The sequence below is a fragment of the Arthrobacter sp. TB 23 genome, from assembly GCF_000294595.1.
In the GTDB taxonomy this organism is placed as follows: Bacteria; Actinomycetota; Actinomycetes; order Actinomycetales; family Micrococcaceae; genus Arthrobacter_D.
In genome coordinates, this window is record NZ_ALPM01000004.1 from 49760 (window position 1) to 71288 (window position 21529).

The window sequence follows — 21529 nt, forward strand, 5'->3', positions numbered from 1 at the left end:
CGTCGCGGACGCCGCGTGGGACTGCCAGTCGGACCTTAACAACGACGACGTATCTGTCGCTGACACTGCTCCCACCGTCGAGGAATGGGTAGCCGGCGGATACAACGTCATCCCGTTCTCGGAATTCGGCGGTTGCCAGAAACAGCCCTCCGGACTGAGGGTCGGGTACGCGCACACTGAGACCGGATCGCTCATGGCCGCGGCCACCTACTCCGTCGCACTCGATCCTTCCGTCAATGATGAAGCGGCGCAGGACCTCGAAGTGGCGATAGCGGAAGGATCTAACCGGGTCCTCCTGGGAGAGCGAGCACAGCGCATCCGGGACGGCCTCGAGCAAAGCGAAGACACCTCTGCCATAACCCGCTTGACCCTGCTGGGCTACATCCAGAACAGCTACACCGACGAGGCAGCGTCCTACCGGTTGATCTATTCAGCACCTGATGCCTCCGGTCTGGAACAGACACTCATCGCTCAGGTTGATCTGGTGTGGGAGGACGGGGACTGGAAGCTCGACCCAGCCTCCGGCACCGAATTGGTAACCGGCAGTCGCTATCAGGGCCAGCCGTACGTCCAGTGGGGACCCAGGGAGTGATTGGTTGGGCTGGAGACCTCCTGGAAGGTGTTGCAGGTAGCGCGGTCCAGAAGCTGATCCAGTTTCTTGCGGGCTGGCTGGTGCAGGTTTTGACGGAGATGATCAACTTCGTCGGCACCTGGTGGTTGAAGATCGGCGCACCGGATATGAGTGCAGGGTCCGCGACCGACCGCATCCAGCAGTCGACGTTGGTCTTCGTCGGGATGGCAGGTGTCATCGGGACAGCGTTCGCGCTCATCAAGCTTGCCCGGGACCAGGACCGTGCCTCGACCGAGAATCTGGTCATGGGCATGGTGCGGACCATCCTGACTACCGCCCTGGCCGTTCCGATGGTGGGCCTGCTGTTCGGCGTGACCGACGTCCTCGCGCCGTGGCTAGTAACCACGATTTCGGGCTCCGCACAGGAGGACGGGCTCGGGTCCGCGATGGGCCTGGATGCTATCGCGGGAACCACGATGACCATGCAGCTCGCCGGCATCGTCCTGTTCGTCGTGCCGCTGGCCCTGCTCGGGGCGATCATCAATGCGGTCATCGTCATCTTCTCTTACGGTGCGGCGATCGCCCTGTGCGGGATCCTGCCGATCTTCGCAGCCGCATCGCAGACCGAGCGCGGCCGGAAGTCCTTCGACAAGGCTGTGGGTTGGTTAGCGGCCGTCGTCCTCTTCAAGCCTGCCGCAGCGATCCTGTACGGGGCGGGACTCGCGCTCCTGAAAGGCATCAACGGCAGCGCGGACAACGAGCTCGGGAACACCGCGATCGGCCTGATCACCGGCCTCGTCATCATTAGTAGCGCCTGCATCGCGATGCCGGCCCTGGCGAAGGTTCTCGTCCCTGCTGTCAGCGCAGGACCGCAGGGCATGGGAGCCTCCGGTCTGGCCATGGTCGGCGGCGCCGTAGCTCTTGGAGCAATCACCGGAGGCGTGGGTGCGGCCGCCGGCGCAGCGGCAGCAGGTGGCGGTGGGAGCGCCGCAGCAATCACCGGTGGAGGGGTCGCAGCGACTGGCGCAGCCTCAGCGGCGGAAGCTTCTGGCACCGCCGGTACAGGAGCAGCAGGGGCAGCCGGAGGATCCAGCAGTAGTGCCATCCCAGCAGGCGGGGGTGGAAGCGGCGCCACCGGCGCCGCGACGCCTGGCGGTACAAATAACACCGGCGGCGGAGCTGGTGGCACCAAGCCGTCCGGGGCAGAACAGAGGCCTGAGCAGCCCACCGCGCCGGCATCGGACTCAGGTGGCGGGGCATCTGGAAGAAGTGCTGGGAGTCCCGGTGGAGGTTCTAGTGGCCCTTCGGGCGCAGAGCAGCGGCCGGAACGATCCGGGGCAGAGACGTCCACGGTCGGTGATTCCGGTACTGGTGCAGGCAGTGCCGGCAGCGGTGCCGGTGGTGCTGGCGGAAACAACGGGCCCGGTTCGAACGGACCAACGGGTGCACAGCCTCAGGCGGAACGGACCGGCGCACCTGCGGAATCGATGACGGGGGCACCGTCCGGTGCAGGTGATGGCAGCTCGTCATCTGGAGGACCAAGTGGGGCAGAGCCCGCAACATCAGGTGACAAGGCTCCGACGGAAGCACCTGGGGCCGCGCCCGCGACCTCGCCGACGGCTGAAGGTTCCCGGGCCGGTGCGCCGTCCGGGGCGGACAAGTCAGCCCAGAACCAGCAACGCCTCGAGTACGCACTACGGGAAACAGTAAGAGACATGGAACGCGCAGTGGAAAGTGGGGATGACAGTTGAGTACCGAACAGACAATTGTCCGGCAGTACGGCAACATCGCAGAAGACCGGACGGCAGGTCTGATGGGGTTCTCGATGGCCTCGACCGTCGTCCTCGGCGCGGGTGCAGTCGGGGTGTTCATCGCCATCATGGCCTCGCAGATTTGGGTGGCCGTCGGCATCGCCCTGGTTGCGTTCATCGCCGCCACGATCATCGGGTCCAAGGACCGTCACGGCCGGTCCAAGCCTGAGCGGTGGTTGGCCCGCAGCATGCACTCCAAAGCCAAGAAGGCGGGGAAGACGGTTTACAAGTCCGGGCCCGTTTCGCAGATCCCGGACGGTTCATTCCGTGCTCCGGGCCTGCTGGCCGCAACCGAGCTGATCGACTTCCAGGACCTCTTCGGCAACGAGGGGGGCATGCTGTGGCACCCGAAGCTGAAGACCGGCACCGTCTTCTTCTCCACCAACTCCTCCGGGCTGGGCCTGCTGGACCAGGACCGCGTGAACCGGCTCGTCGGCTCGTGGGCCGCGTTCCAGCGCGACGCCGGCTCCAATGCCCGGGTCGAGCAGATTTCCGTGACGACGCAGTCGACCACCGATCCGGGCGAACGCCTACCCGACGCTATCGCGGTGGCCCGGCAACAGGCCGGATCCCACGAAGTCCCTGATTTCGCCCGCATGGTCATGGACGACGTCGTGAACAACCTCAACCACAATGTGCCCAAACTCGAGCAGTGGGTGGCCCTGACATTCAGCGGCAAGGCCAACGACGGCGACCGTGTACCGGAACGCTCGGCCGAGGAACTGGTGGCCGATGTGAAGTCCCTCCTGCAGGGCTTCAAGGAAGAACTCGAGGACCTCGGCGCGGGCAGCGTGTCCCTGATGCGGGCCGCTGACCTCACCGACCAAACCTACGTCGCATTCAACCCCCGCGCCGCAGCTGCCGTCGAACGCGCCCGCCTCTCCGGCGACGGAACCGGCCTGAGCTGGCACGAGGTCGGCCCCTCGGCCGCCCGGACCATCGGATACCCAGGCAGGTATGACCATGCCGGGGTTACGAGCAAGTCGTGGCAGATGTTCCGGCCGCCGGCCGGGACGTTCCGCGAGAACGCCCTGGTGGCCCTGCTGGGTCCGGACGCGAGCATGCTGCAGAAGCGCGTGACGGTGTTCTACCGCCCACAGCCGCCGGAGAAGTCAGCGCAGCAGGTCGCGCAGGCGCTCACCAATGCGCAGTTCGCCACAAACCAGAAGGGCCGACGCCCGACCAGTTCACAGATCATTGCGCTCGAGAAGGCACGCAAGGCAGAGCGGGAGCAGGCCGAAGGGGCGGCGCTGGTGCGCTTCGCCATCGGAGTCACCGCGACGGTCGAGAGCCCGGAGCAGTTGCCGCAGGTCGAGGCGATGATCATGCGAAACGCGGCGACCGGTATTCAGATCCGCATGCGGTCCTGCGACTACAACGATGATGCCGCGTTTTCCTTCAACCTTGGGCTGGGGCTCGTCCCCGAGCACCTGGCTACTATCTCCGCCGACGTCAGGAAGGCCCTCTAATGTCCGCGTTTGATCAGCTCGTCGATAAGGTCATGGACCGGTTCCTGGGTCGCTCCAAAGCGGCAGCCGCAGTTACCGCTGCATCGTTCCCGCAGCTCACGGAGAAGGGCATGCGGGTCCGTGATGGCGGGATGGTGACGTGGGTGGAACCTCCGCCGGAGTTCACGGCAACGTCGAACCAGACCGCCGGCCTGTGGCCGTTCTGCGTCGGTACCTCCTCGCCGCTGGTCGGCGCGGTTCTGGGTCGGAACCTGCTCAACGGCTCTGTGGTGTGCGGGGATCCGATCAGCCTGTTCCTGCACGGCATCATTTCCTCGCCGTCCGGGTTCATCCTCGGTTTGAACGGGCGCGGGAAATCCTCGGTCGCCGTCCGCATGGCGCTGGCGCTGATCGACCAGGGGTTCCTGATCCTCGTGGCAGGGGACCTCAAACCAGACTTCGCCGGCGTCGTCCTCGAAACCAACGGGCAGGTCGTGCAGGTCGCCCCCGGCGTCGGGGCGATCAACCCGCTCGATGCCGGTCCGCTCTGGCGAGAACTCGAACGCTTGCCAGCCCCGATGCAGCGCCAGATGCGCGCCGAGATCCACGCCCGGCGCCTGATGACCCTCACCGGGCTCATCGAACTGGTGTTCAAGGAACCGCTGGATGCGAAGAAGCAGGAACAGACGGTGCTGTCCATGGCGATCGCCATGGCCGCCGAAAAGGCAGAAGGCGAGGATCNCAGCCGCTGGTCGGCGACGTCGTCGCCGCCATCAAGTCCGCGCCACCGCAGATCCAGTCGGCGCTGCTCATCGAGGAGTCCACGGAGTACCTGCCGCAGGTCAAGAACCTCCTGGCGGGCCTGAACGCTCTCGGCGAGCACGGACCTTTCGGGGACGTGTTCTGCCAGCAGACCACGAAGGAAATGAAGATTGACACCTCCGTCGACTTCGACATTTCCTTGATCGACGAGTCCCAGCTGACGCTCCGCGCCGCGGTGCAGACTGTGTGCTGGTCCTACGGGCAGGCCGGCATCTCGGCGGCGAAGACTCTCGCCGATGCCGGGTTGATGGAGGAACGCCATCACCTGATGATCATGGACGAGCTGTGGCAGTCCCTGCGTGCCAGTGAGCTGCTGGTGCACCAGATCGACTCGATTACTCGTCTGAACCGGACCAAGGGCCTGGGGCAGCTGATGATCACGCACTCCATGAAGGACCTGCAGCTGTCCACGGACGAGCTGACGAAAATCGCCACCGGTTTCGTGGAACGCTCATCCGTGAAGATCCTCGGCGGGCTCGCGCAGAACGAGATGGACCTGCTGGAAACAGTGTTCCCCGTCTCCGAGCGAGAGAAAGCGATGCTGGTCGGCTGGTCGGCCGAAGGGTCGATGAACCCCAATACCAATCAGGTTTCCCCTCCTCCCGGGCGTGGCCGGTTCATGCTGAAAACCGGGTCCGAACCCGGTGTGCCGTTTCGGGTGAACCTCACCGCCGGCGAACTCAGAGCCCACAACACGAACCAGGCGTGGGCTGCTGCGCAGGCAAAGGTGAACCGATGAAGACCGAGGAGAACGGCCCAGTCATTGCGTTCTCGAGCGTCGTCTTGGCCGCGTTCGTCGCGGTCGCCCTGATCCACCTCGGGGAAGCCTTCACCCCGGTTCCCACCGACCTGTCATGGAACCCGATCACGTTGGCGATCGGTCTTGCCACCGGGGATCCGTGGCCGGCGGCCGCGAGCTGGTTGCTCGGCGCGGAAGCGGTCGTGGTCATCGCCGCCTTTGCGTGGTGGAGCACCCGCCCTGTGTCGAGGACCGCTGAGGCGTCCCGACGGATGAGTCCTGGCGGGAAGATGCGCCCGGCGATGCTCGATGCCCGCCTCACCGAAGCGGCCCGGCTTCACCCGACCGCGGAAGATATCGGCCCGGGCCTGACGATCGGGTACGCCGGTGAGACCAGCACCAAGGCAGTTATCCAGGGCTGGAGGGAGTGCTCAACCCATGTGTGGGGGACAGGGCGCGGCAAGACCACGACGCAGGTCGTCCGTCACGCCACCGAAGCACCCGGCGCGTACATGATGACCAGCAACAAGGTCGACGGCGTCGCCGAAGTCCTGGCCGCCCGCTCCGATACCGGAACGGTGTGGCTGTTCGACCCGCAGCGCATCTGGCGCGACAGTCATCGGCCCGCGATGATCTTCAACCCGCTCTCCATCGTCACGGATACGGTGAGCGCAGGCGAGGTCGCGTCGATCTTCGAGACGTCGTCGGCTCCCAGTGCGGGATCGGGTCGAGGCGATGCGCAGTTCGACTCGCAGGGACGGGACTTCCTGTCTTGGTGTCTGCTCGCGGCCGCGAAAAGCGGCGGCACGATGAAGGACGTCCTGCAGTGGGTGGCCGGTGCTGATTTCATGGAGCCGGCGGGCCTGCTTGAACAGGCCGGGCATGCTGGACCGGCAGCGGCATTGCAGGGGATGAGCTTGCAGCCGGACGATACCCGAGGATCCGTGGCAGCCAGCGCCCAGCGCATGGCTTCCGCGCTCGTGCATGACGAGCTCGTGGCATGGTCGACACCCACCCCGGGCGTCCCGGTGTTCGATCCGGCACGGTTCGTGACCGGCAAGGACGCTCTGATCTTGCTCTCGCAGGACGCAGCCGGCTCCGGTGCCGCGTTCGTGTCCACGCTGGTCTACGCGGTGTTCACCGCAGCGCAGCAAGCCGCCCGTCGTGCCGGCGGCCGTCTGCCGGTGCCGCTGGTCGCTGACCTGGACGAGGTCGGGAACGTCGTCAAGCTCAAGCAGCTCCCCGAGTGGTATTCGTTCTTCGGGTCCATGGGCATCGTCGTCAGCGCCTACTTCCAGACACGCGGCCAGGGAATGGCCATGCTCGCGCGAACGGGATGGGACACGCTCTGGTCGGCGGCCGCGATCAAGGTCTACGGCGGTGGGTCTGACGACACACAGTTCCTCGAATCTCTTTCCAAGACGATCGGGCAGTACGACGCGAAGGTCCGCAGCAGCTCGACCTCGAGGAACGGGTCCTCCCAGTCTGTGCAGACTCAGCGGCGCGACATCATGTCCGTCGCCCAGCTCTCCGAACTTCCGACCAACCGGGCCTGGGTAAAGACCTCCACCGGTGGAGGCACCATCGTCCGCACCGTTCCATGGTTCCGGGACAAGGCCATCAACGCGCGCATCGGCTCGACCGTTGAGCGGATCAAGATCGGGCACGTCTCATGACCGACTTCGTTGAGGACGTCGAGTCCAACACTGCCTCCGAGAGTAAAAGTGCGAGTGATTTCACGTGCACTCCGGAGGAGTTGGTCGATTGGGTGGAGGGACTTGTAGCCATGCTTGAGTCCGTCGACCGGTCCCAGGGCATGTCGTGGTGCTCGCAGTGGTGGAAACACCTTGAAGCTATCGAACGGTTCCGAGCCTTATTTGAGAAGTGGCTGGAAGCCCAAAAGGAGGGCGGGATGTCGTCTTGGTGGATTGATCATTTTGACCGGCACGCCACTGTACTTTTTGCCAAACGCGGCCCGTTCGGGGAGTGCGGGACCAAGCATGTGGAGAGAACGACACGACGAATACTTGCTACCGAACAACCCCCACACGGCTGGTCTTGGTGATTCCCGCTCGTTGCGTTTTTCGCCGACTTCAAGGTCGATAATTCCGTGTAGTAGGGCCAACCTCTGGAAAAGGCCAGTATCAACAACCTTCCGTCTGCCCTCTCTGCCTAGGGCTATAGAGCTTCCGTGATCTAGGCACCCACCGCGGTCAAGCTTCTGCACGACAGGGTCGTCATCAACCCTGTACCCGACCACGTGCGCGGTCGCGAGCCCGCTGGCGCAATCTCGCCCGTACCTCGTCGTGAATGGTGGTCGAGGTTTGCTCGGCAGTTTCAACAGAGACAACGAGGGTATAGCGAATAGCGTTGCCAGCCCCTAGTCGCTGGGCATCATCCATGCACTCGACGTGAATCGGAAAGGCATCGCCGTCTCCAAAGACCATCGTTCTAGTACCTTGCACAATTTCGTGCTGGAGGCTTCCCCGTCTAACTGTGTTGTACTCACCATCGATGCGGTCTCCACCAGCGAGGCCTGTATCGGGCGTGGCGAAATAGACTTTTGCGGCGCGATACCGGGTGAGCTGGCCGACGGTGGGAACCATATAAGCGAGCGTGATTGTGAAGCGGTGCCATTCCGCTCGCGCACGAAGAGATGGCGGCAGCGGTAACTCATAGGTATGACGTTGGTTCCGCGCGATCGACCCCCCAGCGACGAGCACCGCCCTGTTCATCGCGGCGGTACCCAGTCGGTCGGTGTCTAGCCTTCCGTAACCAAGAAGCGCTGTCAGATGACGGCGCGCTCGTTGGTCAGTGAGCCCCAGTTCCTGCCGAAGTCTTGTCTCCCATTCACCCCAGCTACTCGCATGGGCAAGGAGGGCACGTACGAGCAGCGGGTGATACTGCGGATCGGGCAGGGGGGCGTCCTCGGAGTCTGCTGCACCGGCTTCGAGCAGATCAAACAGGCGACTGGCTTCGCGGGTGACCAATGCCGTTGCGTTGCTCGTGCCGACGGTGAAAACAGTGTTGTTTGTCGCTCCCGCTCGGCCGGGAGTCGCAACTTGGTGGCCAGGTCCTGTTATTGCTGTTCGCGCTAGCTCGAGGGCCACCAATTCCTCATCATTGCGCTGGACTGGCCGCGTATAGAGTGCCCTTCCGCCCGCGTGGAAAAGATCCGGCTTCACCGAACGATCGGCGCCAGGACCGGTTGCACCGTAATGAGCGGGGGCTCCTGGATGGGTGATATCCCATGCGGTGTCGGATACGTCGAGGTCACCCAGCTCATCGTCATGGACGGCGCCGATGGTGAGCGCGTTGAGTGCATCCCCTGGGGGTAGAATCCCGCGCAACAAAGTTGCTTCATATACGGAGCGGAGCGCTGCTGAACGTGCTGCGTCGAGTGAGTTAGTGGACTGAGCAGGGATCTCGATGGCATCTAGGTAGTTACCCGCACTAACGATGAACAACAAGTTGTAGGAGTAAGCAAGCCAATCAAGTAGGCGACCAATTGGGCTCATCCTCCGTACAAGTGCCCTACTTTTCACACCGATCGAAAGGTTGATGATTCGGACGCTCGGTGCAGCGGCCTCCCGGCTCCCGTCTCCCGCGACAATGCGTTTGACGGCGCGGTGAAGCAGGTCCGTTAGCAATCGGGTCGGGATAGCATGCTCGTGTCCTAGGACGAACTCATGAGCCTGCATGATGGGCCGGACGTATAGCGGGCGGTCGAGTGGTTCGCCGGGTGCGGATAGGTCACCATGGAGGATGAGAGAGGCCATCGCTGTACCATGATTCCGCGAAGACAGCGGGTAGTTTGCACCTAGTCCATCAGGATCGTCCACTATGAGTCTGCCGGCAAGGGCATCATGGTTGGGAAACGGTAAGCCGTCTAGTAGTGCGATTCGAGGCAGTCCCGCTATGCGCTCTGCTTCTGGCATCTGCTTTTCAGCGATGGGATCAAGGGTTGCTGGCTCAACGTTCATCGGCGTAACCGGGTTGAGGAACATGACCTCGTCAGCGACAAGTAACCGGATCGATCCCGCACCATTACTCAACACCGAATGAACCTGTTGAATCGGCAACTCGGCCAACAGTGCGTGATAGCTGATCTCACCAATTTGGGAATGATCAAGTATCCGTCCGCCGCTAGCTGTGATGATCTGCTCTACATGCGCCTGAGCGGTAGCGCGCTGCGTCGCGTCACGTCGAAACCACAACTCGACTTCGACCAGCACTGTGCTGATGGATTGACCGACCATCTCAAGGGTTTCCTGCCAGTGCTCGCGTAGCCCTGTCTCCCGAATGCGGTCCTCTGGCCCCCAACGCCGGATTGCGATCAGCTGCTGAAACGCAGTTTTGAACTTTCCCAACCGGTAGTCGAAGGATGCTGATGGGTCTTCCTGCCACAACTCGAACAGTCGTAGAAGTTCACTGATCGCTTTAGCGTTGGACATCACAAGGTAAAGGGAATGCAAGACCGACTTGTCTGTACGGCCAGTCTCACGCTTGGCCATATGAAAATCGTCGTCGGGATCAGACGGATCTCCGAGCAACTCTGACAAGAACTCCAGGCCCTCAATGCGGTCAATCGCATTACGGAAGTCTTTGACACTACCTGCAAGATCGAACACGACGACTAGCGCTGGATCGACCTCATCAGGCGCATCAGGGGAAAGACGTGCCCGTTCAGCATTGAAGGCCGCGGCCAGTTCACCAAACTGGGGCGTCAACCGCTCTCCCTGTCGACCCGCGCTGGGCCTAGATAGACGGGGCATGTCCCGCTGCGTCTGGGTGGGGCGATTGACGACGGTTGGCGGCCCGAAGGCCATGAGGGGGCGGCGCTCGTTCGTCACCCGACCGCCTGATCTCGCCTGTGCTCAAGACGTTCCTGCACGATACGACGCAAGTTGCTGTCCGGCAGCTCTAATACCGCCCTACGTCGTACATCCAACGCGAACTCCTCCAACTCGGAAAAGCTTGCCCCAGCGAGCTTGTCGGCCAAGGTACGCGGGGAAAAACCAAGGTCACCGCCGAGTCGAAGAGCAAGCCTCTCCAGGAAGTGAGTCGCTTGGGCGCGTCCTGGCAGTTCCAGCTCGGCCCGAATTTGGAAACGCCGCCACGCCGCGCGATCAAGTAACTCACTATGGTTAGTAGCACCGACAAGCAGTACGTGCGACGGGAGTCGATCGATCTGCAGCAATAAGGTGGATACAACGCGTTTAATCTCACCGGTTTCGTGCTCATCCGATCGTTCCTTGGCGATGGTGTCAAGTTCATCAAAAAACAGGACACAACGACGGGTGCGCGCGAATTCGAAAGCACTGTCGAGGCGAGCCGCAGTTTCCCCTAGGAAGCTGGATACAACTCCCTCGTAACGAATGACGTAGAACGGCAACATAAGTTCCGAGGCGATAGCTTCGGCGACGCTGGTTTTACCGTTGCCCGGCGGTCCGGACAGTAGAAGGCGATTGCGCGGCTCGATCCCGTAGCTGCGAAGTAATTCGGCGCGTTTCTGTTCCTCGATCAGCTCAGTCACCACTCGTCGCGGCACAGGCCCGAGTTCTAGGTCATCCAGACGACGATTAGGGACGACTTCCTGCACAAGATCGCGGATCGCCGCAGCCCGATCGTCACGGACATGACTTTGCCCGGTCGTCGTAATGAGCTCTGAAAGACGATCAGCCACCAGATGGTGCTGATTGGCGCGCTCCTCGGCGATTACGGCTTCCACCAAGACACGGAAGCGGTCTCGATCACCGCGGCGCTCAGCCTCCACGAGGTCGAGAAGGAGATCTGCTCGCGCCATTAGATGTCTGCCTTTCGGTCCATACAATTAACTGCTTTCTACTCTACCGGCGGCTCTGAGACTATAAATCTCGCCAAAAACCCCTGCGGCATCGATATTAGGTGGTCGAATAACGCCACCTCGCTGGTTCACGAGGTGGTATCCCGAAGTGAGAAACCGTCGCCTTGGCAAAATTTTTAAGGTTTAGCGCGTTGCTTTTTAGCGTGATCTGCCCCTGTTTCGGTGTGCGGCTTCCGCGGCTCTACGGGCTGAGGCAGCCGCTTCTTCTCGTGCGGCCTTCGACGCCGACTTCTCAGGAGCAGTCTGCCTCCTCCGGACAGTTTCCGCGGTCTTGTCCCCCCACCACGACGGACGGTTCTGGGAACGGGCTGCGTCCTTGTTCTCACTCATCGCGCTCTCCTTCGTGTTCTGGTTCTGTGAACCCTGGGCAGGATCGGGGGTAGTTGAGCCACTGGCCGCGGCCTCACCCTTGGTCTTCTCTGTTGCGGCGCGGTGTTTGGCAATAGCCCGCGCGATGATGTCATCCGTACTGTTCGGTGTCTTGGCTTGATCCGCCGATGTGGGGACCGAATGTGCAGTGGACTGTGCAGCTTCCGCGATCCGTGCTTCGCGCTGCTGCGGTGTCGGCAGTGAGTCGCTGGCTGCCGCCCGCTCGGCACGCATACGGTCGATGACCCGCTGTGCCGCTGCCTGGTCGCTGCTGAGCCGGTCCGCGATGGCCGCCTCGTCCGCACCCTGCCGGATTTGAGCGGGCGTGTGGTGAGCGACTCGCGTCAGCTTTCCATGCTTGTGCAAAGCGGTCGCACGCTGGATAAGGTGCTGCGCTGCGGGGTCGTCCTTGTATTGCTTCGGGATGAAAGCCGTTTCATGGCCACCGATGTTGTACCGGTTCCGGTACGCCTCCGTTTCGGCCGCGACCTGGTACCACTCGGCAGCTTTGGTCTCCTTGCCGGGCACCGGTCCGAGAGCCTTCGTCCATGCGGGCTTTTCCTCCGCGAGCTGGGCACCGCGGGCGAGTATCCGCTGCTCAAGGTGTGCGCGGAGCCGGTCGAGCTCGGTCCGGTAGGACGACGGCACCAACGGATCCCTCAGCAAACCGGCGGGGGCAAGGTCCTCGCTCACCGCCGCCAAAGTGACCGATGCAACAGGTACGACGGCGTCAGGGGCAATCTCGGCAGTAGCGGCGATGCCGGCGATGGTGGGCCGGGCGACGGCGCGTAGCTGCTGCTCGTGCTTGATCGCCTCGGCGATGGTGACCTGGTGCACGGAGCGGGGATCCTCACCACGCGCGGTGCGCTCGATCGCGGTCTGCGTCGGGGACAGGCTCTCGCGGCGTTCGAGCTCGCCGGTCATCGCCTGTGCCATCCACTGGGCCTTCCGCGTCTCGGCGTCGACCTGTGCGCTCGGATCATGGGAACGCACCCGTTTTACGGCGGCCGACTGCGCGTCGGTGAGCTTGTCTGTCCGCATCAGAGCGTACGGACGTGCCGCCCATTGCGTGTCCATCGGTGCTTCACCAGAACTCCTGCGCGGCAGCTCTGTGCCTGCTGCCTGTGTAGTTGCGTGCTGCGCGAGGCGTTGCAGATGCTCGTCCGACACTGCTCCCAGTGGGCGCTGATCGGTGTTGGATAGGAGAGTGTGCGCGGCGTCGATGCGTTGCTCAAGCCGATAGGCCAGAACAGCTGCAGGATCGGCTGCGTCTGCGAAACCGCGTAAGTGCCCGCTGTCGGAGGGCCTCTGGCCGCTGGTCCGCCTTTCCTGGTAATCGGTGATGCCTGCCGCCTGGGCGAGCAACGCTGATGGGTCCAGTCCCTGGGCCTCTGCCGCTCGTAGGTGGGTGGCGACTGCCCCCCACGCCTTACGGGAAGTGAACTGGGGTGCGGTCCGCGGCCCCATCACGTCAGCGGCGATAGTCCGGGTCTTAGCTTCCCACGCGGCTTTCTCAACTTCGCTGTAGACGCCGGCGAGGGTACTGATATTTCCAACCCTGACGGCTTCGGCCCGGGTGCTTTCGTGCGCGGACAGGCCGCGGTCGTAAGCGGAAGCGATTGTGGCCAAGACCGTGTCACGGTCGGTGGACTGGTCGGTGTTGTCCCCGAGTGCAATGTACAGCTGGTTGCTTTGCCGTCCGCGGGTGGCCGCGACGTAGGCGCCGGTCCGGTCGGTTCGCTCGTCGAGGATGGCATGTGCGGTGTCGACGGTGGCGCCCTGGGCGCGGTGGACGGTCGCTGCATAGCCAAGCTGCCCGTGTTTGTGCAGATAGTCCGCGTTTACGGTGATGCGCCCGTTGTGACCAGCGTGGCGTAGGGTCACCAGCTGCTCGCTTTCACCAGCTGCGACTTTCTCGACGGTCCAGACGTCGTTGTTTTTAACGAAGTCCTTGCCGCGGTTCAGCTGCAGGGTGCGGTCGTTTTTCCGGGTCACGATGGTGTCACCGGCGTAGGCGCGCAACCCGTCGCGCAGGACAACCGACGGTGTTGCTTCGGTAATCGGACCCTTGCCATCTTGCAGCGCACCGGTGGCAATACGAGCGGCCTGGGCGCGGGCGTTGAGGTCGGTGACGGTGGCGTTGTCGCTGGCGATGAGCAGGGACTTTTTCCCCACCGCGGTGTCGGACATCCATGCACGCAACGCGTCGTCGGTCATGGCCTCTGTGGTACCGGCGACGATGCGCTTGTTGTCGAGGTACCACTGGAACGGGGAGTCAGCTCCGATAACTGGCGGCTCGCGCAGGGCAAGGGACGCTGCTGCCTCACCCTCAGAATGGAAACGGTGCACCTGCTCCAGGCGTACTGCCCCGACCTCGTTGTTAAGGAGCCGCAGAGCGCCACCAGAGCCGATGGCCCCTAATTGCCGGTCATCACCGATTGCGCGCACGACGGCTCCATTGCGGGCGGCCACGGCGACAACGTCGGCAAGCTTTGGTGTGGTCACCATGCCCGCCTCGTCGACGATGATGACATCCCCGGCGCGCAGGGTGAAGGCTGGGTTGATCGTCTTTGAGCGGCCTTCGGTGTGGTTCCGGTGGGCGATCAGGAAGGCATCGATCGTCGTGGCGTCGGCTCCGATGTCCGAGGTCATGACGGCGGCCGCGGCCGCGGTGGGAGCGAGCCCGATGACTTTTCCGCCACTGTCCCGGACAGCGTCGGCGGCTAGCGACAGGCTCGTGGTCTTGCCAGCTCCAGCGGGTCCGATGCCGAGTGTGAGGAGCTTCTCGTCGGTGGCAAACGCGCGGGCTAGGTCAATCTGCCCTTTGCTCAACGGGTGTCCGCCGGCTGCTTCGACCGCTTTGCTGTGGGCGTTGAGAGCCTTGTCGAAACGTTCCGCGGAGACGGCAGGGATGACAGTTTGTTGTCCTGCCCCGAGGATCTTGTGCTCGGCGTTCAGCACCTCCCGCGAGGTGAACAGCGCCGTGTCGGCCTGAAGGAATTGACTGCTCCCATCCTCCCGCGTGAACTCGCGTAGGCGCGGTGTGATGGTCTGCGGCGTGACCTGGAGACTGTGGGTACCGGTGGCCGACCGGGTGACCTTATCGAGCGTCTCATCGATGATGGTCTGTCCTGGGAACGCTTCTTTAAGGCTTCTGCGGGCCTGTGCGATGACATGGTTCCTGCCCCAGGTCGCGCGCTTACCGGACAGCTCATGGACCACCAGGCGCGCGTACTCGTGCACGTCAATGTCCCCAATACTTGGCCCCCCTGCCGTACCTCCAGCAGCGCCACGAACATGCTCTAGGAGTGCCGGTCCGACCGGCATTCCCATCTCCGTGCTGTAGTCCTTCTGCCACTCGTCGACCAGCTCGGAGAGCCGCCGTGCGCTCTTTTTCTCAGGACGCGTTTCCAACGTAGCTTGCTGGGCCAGGGCGATCTTCTGCTTCTCATTCGGTGCGTACCCGTGCTTGTCGGTGAACTCGGATTCGAGCCGTCCGATAGCCCCGGCGATATCGGTCCGACGGGAAGAGGCACGGTGAATGGCGTCCAGGTCGATGCCTGCCACCTCGTACACCGGCTCCCCGCTACCTGTGGAACGCGCCACAGTGCTGACCCCGAGCGAAGCGCAGACCTTCTCTAGGATCTTCGCGTTGTACGTCTCCGATGCGGCAACGCCCATCTTGTACAGGGTGCGCCCGTCGATGGAAGACCATTTCCCGTCGGCGCCCTTGACCTTGTTCGCGATGACCACATGATCGTGCAGCTGCGGATCCCCGGCCCGGGAGTCGTAGTGCCGGAACTGGGTGGCAACCAGCCCACCCTCAACATCGATCTGACGGACGCCCTGCATCCCGCGCCGCGTGTAGAGAGCGTCCTTCTCAAGGAACGTGATCGTCTCTTTGATGGCCTCGTTGTGGGCCCGCTCAATGGCTTTGCGGGCCTCGTCACCGCCGAGAGCCCACAGCAGGGAAACGGATTTAGCGGGCGAGAAAACGAGGTCATATCCGGCAACGGTTTGCTGCTTTGGACTGGTCTGGGCGGTAACGAAACGCGCCAACTCTTCCTTGCTGCGAGCCTCCCGTGCGTGGTTCTCCCGGAATAGCTCACCAGCGACCCGACCGCGAATCTCGTGTTCCTGTGCCTTATCAGGCTCACTGCCCGTGGTCCGCCGGACACGGTCATACTCTTCATTCAGGCGCTTGGTCAGCTCCGTGTTCGCTTCGCTGTACTGCGCATACTTTCGACCCAGCCTCACATCATCCAGCGTGCCGCCGGCGGCCAAGATACGCTCAGCGTCAGGGTGCAGACCTTCCCCGAACAGGGCCTCCATCTGCACTTCGGTGACCTCACCGGAGACCCCCAAAAGCTGCTCGGAGTGCCCGACCCATTGCCCCGGAGGCATCCCCTCGACGGTGTAATAGTCCCCAAGCTCACGGTCACTGGAGCGCAGCTCATCGCCGCTGGCGACCTCGGAGGTGTAATAGCTATACCCAGACCCTGCACTGAGCTTATGGACGGTCATCACGACCCCATTCTCACGCCTTTTTCACTGCTTGTCGACCTCAGTTATAACAGTGCAAGAGGTGTGACAAATTATCTGGGTGGAAGGGTGCAAAATCTGTCAGTGACGACGTAGGAGGAAACCCAGATGAAGCGCTGTGGAAACCAGTACAATTGGTCCATCGAATCTCGACGCGGTTGTGCACACGAGAATGGGCGGTGGGTAACACGATTTTCGTTATCCACCGCCCATTCGATTGTGTGGAACCGCTAACGGACGTTATCCACCGGGTGGGCAGCGGAGAGACATTATGTTATCTCGGAGCTGTCCACGTGTGGTCAACGTCCGTTAGGTCCAGCCCGAGCGTCAGCGAGGTCCGCATCGGCAGTTCCCGGTCAACTTATGGGTGCTGGCGGTGGCGTCGGGCATGGTCGGTGATCGGTCCGGATTAGCCCGTGGTGGGTGATCGCTAACCGTTAGGTTAGGCAGGGAAAGTGCGCCGGTTCGCAAGTCGCGGCCGGGGCAGTATCAGGTACAGGTTTTGAACACAGGATGAGTGAAGGGGACGAGTCATCATGGCAGCACCGAGGAAGTCAGCGCAGCAGGTTGCAGCACGGGAAAAGGCGAGGGCGAAAGCCCAGGAGCTGACCGAGCGGCACGAACGGTTGATCGATCTGGCGGCGGAGTTCTTTGAGCAGGAGCAACAGGCAGAGCATATCCGCGCTGAAGCGCGTGAGCGTGCCGACGCGATCCTGGCGAAAGCCGAACAGGACGCCGAAGCGGCCGCGAAGGAAGCCGGCGCGAAGGTTCAGCAGATGCTTAATACAGGCGAAAGTCGCGCGGCGGTGGCGGCCCGGCTCGGGCTCAGTACCGCCGAGATGAAACGGGCCCTGGATGGTGCCGGTGTCAGCTCCCCATCCGGGGAGGCGCGAACCGTGCCGACGCTGGCAGGAACAGCGGATGACGCCGCGGAGCAGGTTGCCGTCGAGACGAATGCCGCGTAGCGGGGAACACGAAGTGAGGGGACCTGGTGCGCGGCACCAGCGCAAGGGTGAGCTTGAGTGCGAGGACGGCGGTTCGTCGCCGGCGACCACAGCTCGAGGTTCCCGCAGAAGCGGCGAGCTGACCGCCTTCCCCTCTCCCGGGCCTCATCAGGCCGGAGCGAAGCGCAGGACCGTTCAGAGGTTGGAAAGCCGGTCGAGAATCATCCAGAACACGCGGCTACCTACAGTCCCCTATCGTTGTCGGTGGCATGCTTGACGCATGAAACCGGAGGACACAGCTGCAAAACATCTGGACGTACTCACCCAGTTCGTAATCCGTGCTCGGCGTGTCGCCGCCCACAGTCTCAGCTCCTGGAAACACCTAGACCTTCTTCACACCGGAGGCTTCGAGGTCATTATCGGCGGCGGGCACCCGCCGATAAATATCACTCAGCTACCCGAGGAAGAGCAGCTTGAGTCAGCCGCCGCTCGCGTTCGGCCCCTCTTCCTCCAAGGAGATTCCATCCACTACAGCAAGGTTCTCAACGCACTCGGCTACTTCGCCCGACACCACCCTGATCCGGAGCTGCGCGAAAAGATTAAGCGATGCAAGGTGCTTTGGGCCCGCACCAGCAGGACCGTTTTCAGTTCCTACACCGTCCAAGGGGAGGGAAAACCTCCCATGCCTGACAGCGTGCTCTTTCAGGGATGGCTTTACGGAGACCTCATCCATGCAGGAACCGAGGCGAGACAAGCCGCTGAGGGCACTACCCTTCAAGAGCGCTTCGAGGCGGCGGCCGTCATGATTGCCGCCGTCATCATCGTCACCAGGACCACGTTTCGCTTCCTCGAGGAATGCCAAAAAGCGGGCCTCTTTAAGATCCCCGAAAGCGCTTATACAGAACCGGTCACTGTGACTACCGGCGAGATCCGGCAGTACATGGTCTTCTACATCGACGCTCAGGGTGCACTTGAGGACGACGACGGTTCGCGTGATGTGAGCGAGTATGTCGAGTGGATGCCTGGCATGTTCGTCCATCGCCTTGCCATTGACGCTTTCGAAGAACCTCGGAAAGCCATCGAAGCCGAGCGTCAAATCCGGAAAGCCCTACCGATAGGTACTGATCTGACCGACTAGAAGAGGGTTGGCGTTTCGGGGTCGATGCCGGTAGGCAGCGGCCGGATGATCGGCACGTCCCATCCGTGCTTGAAGAGGGCCGCCCGGCTGAGCGCCGGCGCGGCCGAGACTCAGTCGAGCCAGTCGGGAGGGCCGGCGAGGCCGAGCCGGTAGCGCGCCGCATCCACGGAGGGGCTGTGCGGTCCGAGGGCCAATTGGAAGGTCCGCAACTGAAAGCGGGTGCGCTGCAACCGGAGGCGATTAGCGAGCGAGCGATCGCCTCGACCGGGCACCCCTGCGAGAGGAGCCACGGACGGGGAGATGACCAGCGCTCCGGCGCTTGCAAGGCCGCTGTAGAAAATCCGCTCGGCCCGGTTCAGCCCGTCCGGTGCGGAGAGGAAGGTCAGGAGCTCGGCGGGGACTGGTTCGAGGTCGGGTTCCAGCGCGCGCAGGGCCTCGGCTAGCTCCTGGCGGTTGACCGGGAGGTCCTCAGCTCCGAGCGCCTGGGCGCTGCGGGACCAGTCGGCGACGTAGGTGTCGGCCCAGTTGCGACCGAATCGCGGGGCAAGGTCGTGGCCGACGGCCTCGTGGGCCCCAAGGAAGGCATCAGTGAAGGCCAGGTGCACCCAACGGAGCAGGGCAGGGTCGGACGCAGAGTAGGCGCGGCCGTCGTCGGTGGTGCCGCGAACCCGCCCGTGCATGCCGCGGACCCGTGCCGAGTCCCGCTCGGCGAGTTCCTCGGAGCCGAAGGTCGTGATGGTGAGCCAGCGCGCTGTCCCGGCGAGGCGCGCCCACGGGTCACTGCGATAGGAGGAGTGCCGCGCAACCCCGGCCATCGCCAGCGGGTGCGCGCCCTGTCCGAGGAGAGCCGCGACACCGCCGACCAAAGTGGAAAGGCCACCGTGGACCTGCCAGACAACGCCGTCTGGTTCGAACAAGCCTGGTCCCTCCCCGACCAGGGCAATGTCGCGCACCCAGTCTGGTGCCCCGGTGGGGTCACCGGAGACCCGGGCACGAAAAGCGCTGCGGACGCGGTCAGCCAACTCGGCAGGGCGCGGGATCGAGCTCACAGACATGATGCTCCAACGACGGTAGGTCGGGTACGACGGACACCCAAGAACAGGACTTCACTACACAGCGTAGAACACGGCCCTGACATGGTGACGGCTGCAGTGCCCTCGCATTGTCAGAAGAGCGTTGGCGCTTCGGGGTCGAGGCCGGTGAGAAGGGGCCGGATGATCGGCTCGTTCCAGGGATCCAGACTATATCGGACGCCCCATCGACCGCCGCAAGCCGGTCGATCACCGGGCGCTGCTGGTTCGGCCAGGGCTCTGAGGCTGTGCGGTTGTGGGCGGACCGGTTACCTCGCCCGTTTTGAATGTCCGTAATATAGCTCCTCATCTGCAATACGATCACCTGTTTCCTATCCCTAGGGTTACAAGACTCTGGAACGCGAGACACGCGCTCCCCCGCCGTTGCCGCTCGGGACTGCTGAAGGTTTAGTTGACAGCTGGGGTTGATAGTTTCTTATGCGGCTATGGCCGCGTTGTTTATTGTCTCAAACTCGATCGGGGTCAGCCGGCCGAGAGCGCGTTGTCGGCGTTTCCGGTGGTAGGTCCGCTCGATCCAGGTCGTGATGGCGAGCCTGAGCTCGTCCCTGGTTTCCCATCGCTTCCTGTTCAGGACGTTCTTTTGCAATAGCGAGAAGAACGATTCCATCGCAGCGTTGTCACCGCACGCACCCACCCGTCCCATCGATCCGCTCAGCCCGTAGACGTGCAGAGCGGACACGAACTTCCTGGATCTGAACTGGGCCAGTTCAATCGGTCGTTGCAACACCGGGCTGTTGGAGCGAGCTTAGCTGCTCGGCAAAGACTTCAGCCGGGGTTTTCCAGTCGAGGACTTTACGGGGCCGGTTGTTCAAGGTCAGAGCGATGGCTTCGAGGTCCTCGGCAGTCCACCTGGAGAGGTCAGTGCCTTTCGGGAAAAACTGGCGCAACAGCCCGTTGGTGTTCTCATTCGTGGGTCTCTGCCAGGGTGAGTGCGGATCGGCGAAGAACACCTTCGTTCCAGTGCTGAGAGTGAACTGGGCGTGTGCGGAGAGCTCTTTCCCTCGATCCCACGTGAGGGTCTTGCGGAGCTGTTCGGGCAGCTTGGTCATCGAGACCGTAAGCCCGGCGTTCATCGCCACGGCACCGTAGCCACCGAGCGAGGGCCCGTTCTTCACGGCCTGTCTATCAGCCCAGCCTTCCAGCCTGGGCAGATGTACCAGGATTGTGGAGCGGCTGCTGCGCTCGATGACCGTGCCGATCGCGGATCGTCCGGTTCCGATGATCAGATCACCCTCCCAGTGGCCCGGTACCGCACGGTCTTCGGCTTCGGCGGGGCGTTCGCTAATGAGGACCTCCGCGGTGACATGGCCTTGGGGTTTACTCTTCGATCGAGCTCGAGGTTCCCGCAGCGCACGGCCGGTGCGCAGGCAGGTGACCAGCTCGCGCTTGAGCGCGCCACGACCCTCGATGAACAGCGATTGGTAGATGGCCTCGTGACTAATGCGCATCGACTCATCATCCGGGAAATCGACGCGGAGCCGGTGGGAGATCTGTTCCGGACTCCAAGCTGTCGACCATCGCCTGTCCTGCCGGTGCGGTTTGTTCAGCCCCTTCCAGGCCGGTGTCGCAGGGCCAGCGACGACAGTGCCGTCGTGCCGGCGGATGACCCCAGCGAGCCGTTCCTGAACATACTCACGCAACCTCGCATTGTCCGCGAGTTTCGCGGTCTTCGGGCGCTTCGCAGCCTGTTGCGCCTTCCACTGCGCCACCAAGGCCCGATAGAGATGCTTCCCGCTCCTCGTAGCCGCGTTGCGACGCAACTCGCGCGAGATCGTTCCAGGGTCGCGGCCAAGCCGCCGCGCGATTTCACGCACGCCGACCTCCCGGGCTCGCAATAACGAGATCTCCTCACGCTCAGCGAAGGACAAGTAGCGGCCCGTAGGCTCGTCAAGACTGATCGGCGGCATGCCGCCAGCGTGACGGAACCACCGCGACGCGACCGGCCACGACACACCGAGCGCCTCCGCAGCTTTGACGGTTGTCACCCCAGTAGCGATCAAACGCCAAAACTCCCGCTGCACCGCACGAGAGGGCTCTGGCCTGCCCGGCGAACGCATCGGCGGACGTAACGCCCGATCCGCCGCCCACTGCCGCCGCGCGCCCTCCGGAGCCTTCCGCAACTGCTTTCCACCGCGTCCCATCGCGAACCTCCATAATCGAGGTGTTGCGACGACCAATTGAATTCACC

The 21529-nt window shown here is 63.1% G+C and carries 12 protein-coding genes and 1 pseudogene; 7 read left to right on the forward strand and 6 right to left on the reverse strand.

Annotation, left to right across the window (positions count from 1 at the left end; translation table 11 throughout):
• The first annotated feature begins 588 nt into the window (after positions 1–588).
• From B384_RS19505 to B384_RS21440, 5 genes are all read left to right on the forward strand, one after another.
• Positions 589–2322: a hypothetical protein gene (locus B384_RS19505; protein ID WP_019481170.1), complete on the forward strand. Its 1734-nt coding sequence runs from the start codon at positions 589–591 to the stop codon at positions 2320–2322.
• Positions 2319–3851, forward strand: a complete 1533-nt coding sequence (locus B384_RS0100420; protein ID WP_019481171.1) for an SCO6880 family protein — start codon at positions 2319–2321, stop codon at positions 3849–3851. Before B384_RS19505 ends, B384_RS0100420 begins: the two co-directional genes overlap by 4 nt.
• A gap of 904 nt (positions 3852–4755) precedes the next feature.
• The gene (locus tag B384_RS19515) at positions 4756–5391 is read left to right on the forward strand and encodes a hypothetical protein (protein ID WP_156808911.1); all 636 of its coding nucleotides are present in this window, start codon (positions 4756–4758) and stop codon (positions 5389–5391) included.
• Positions 5388–7067, forward strand: a complete 1680-nt coding sequence (locus B384_RS0100430; protein WP_019481173.1) for a type IV secretory system conjugative DNA transfer family protein — start codon at positions 5388–5390, stop codon at positions 7065–7067. Before B384_RS19515 ends, B384_RS0100430 begins: the two co-directional genes overlap by 4 nt.
• Positions 7064–7456 (forward strand): DUF4913 domain-containing protein, encoded by a 393-nt coding sequence (locus B384_RS21440; protein ID WP_019481174.1) that lies wholly within the window; start codon positions 7064–7066, stop codon positions 7454–7456. The genes B384_RS0100430 and B384_RS21440 overlap by 4 nt, the downstream gene beginning before the upstream one ends.
• 175 nt (positions 7457–7631) lie before the next feature.
• On the opposite strand, the gene B384_RS0100440 is transcribed toward B384_RS21440, so the two are convergent.
• The 3 genes from B384_RS0100440 to mobF form a co-directional block, all read right to left on the reverse strand.
• A complete protein-coding gene (locus tag B384_RS0100440; protein WP_237715191.1) occupies positions 7632–10121 on the reverse strand; it encodes a S8 family peptidase in 2490 nt (829 codons plus the stop codon).
• Between the two features lie 119 nt (positions 10122–10240).
• Positions 10241–11197, reverse strand: coding sequence for an AAA family ATPase (locus B384_RS0100445; RefSeq protein WP_019481176.1), 957 nt, complete (start codon positions 11195–11197; stop codon positions 10241–10243).
• 198 nt (positions 11198–11395) lie between these two features.
• Positions 11396–16150, reverse strand: coding sequence for a MobF family relaxase (gene mobF / locus B384_RS17225; protein ID WP_019481177.1), 4755 nt, complete (start codon positions 16148–16150; stop codon positions 11396–11398).
• A 554-nt stretch (positions 16151–16704) separates the two neighbouring features.
• Here mobF and B384_RS0100455 point away from each other — a divergent pair.
• The gene (locus B384_RS0100455) at positions 16705–17133 is read left to right on the forward strand and encodes a hypothetical protein (protein ID WP_019481178.1); all 429 of its coding nucleotides are present in this window, start codon (positions 16705–16707) and stop codon (positions 17131–17133) included.
• 259 nt (positions 17134–17392) lie between these two features.
• Complete coding sequence (locus B384_RS0100460; RefSeq protein WP_019481179.1) at positions 17393–18250, forward strand: hypothetical protein; 858 nt, start codon at positions 17393–17395, stop codon at positions 18248–18250.
• Positions 18251–18360: 110 nt separating this feature from the next.
• Here B384_RS0100460 and B384_RS0100465 read toward each other — a convergent pair whose 3' ends face one another.
• From B384_RS0100465 to B384_RS0100475, 3 genes and pseudogenes are all read right to left on the reverse strand, one after another.
• Entirely contained in the window at positions 18361–19299 is a 939-nt protein-coding gene (locus B384_RS0100465) for an oxygenase MpaB family protein (protein ID WP_019481180.1), read from the reverse strand.
• A gap of 457 nt (positions 19300–19756) precedes the next feature.
• Positions 19757–20044: pseudogene (locus B384_RS0100470) on the reverse strand (integrase core domain-containing protein); the annotation flags it as partial.
• A gap of 4 nt (positions 20045–20048) precedes the next feature.
• Complete coding sequence (locus B384_RS0100475; RefSeq protein ID WP_443110774.1) at positions 20049–21398, reverse strand: IS30 family transposase; 1350 nt, start codon at positions 21396–21398, stop codon at positions 20049–20051.
• Positions 21399–21529 lie beyond the last annotated feature (131 nt).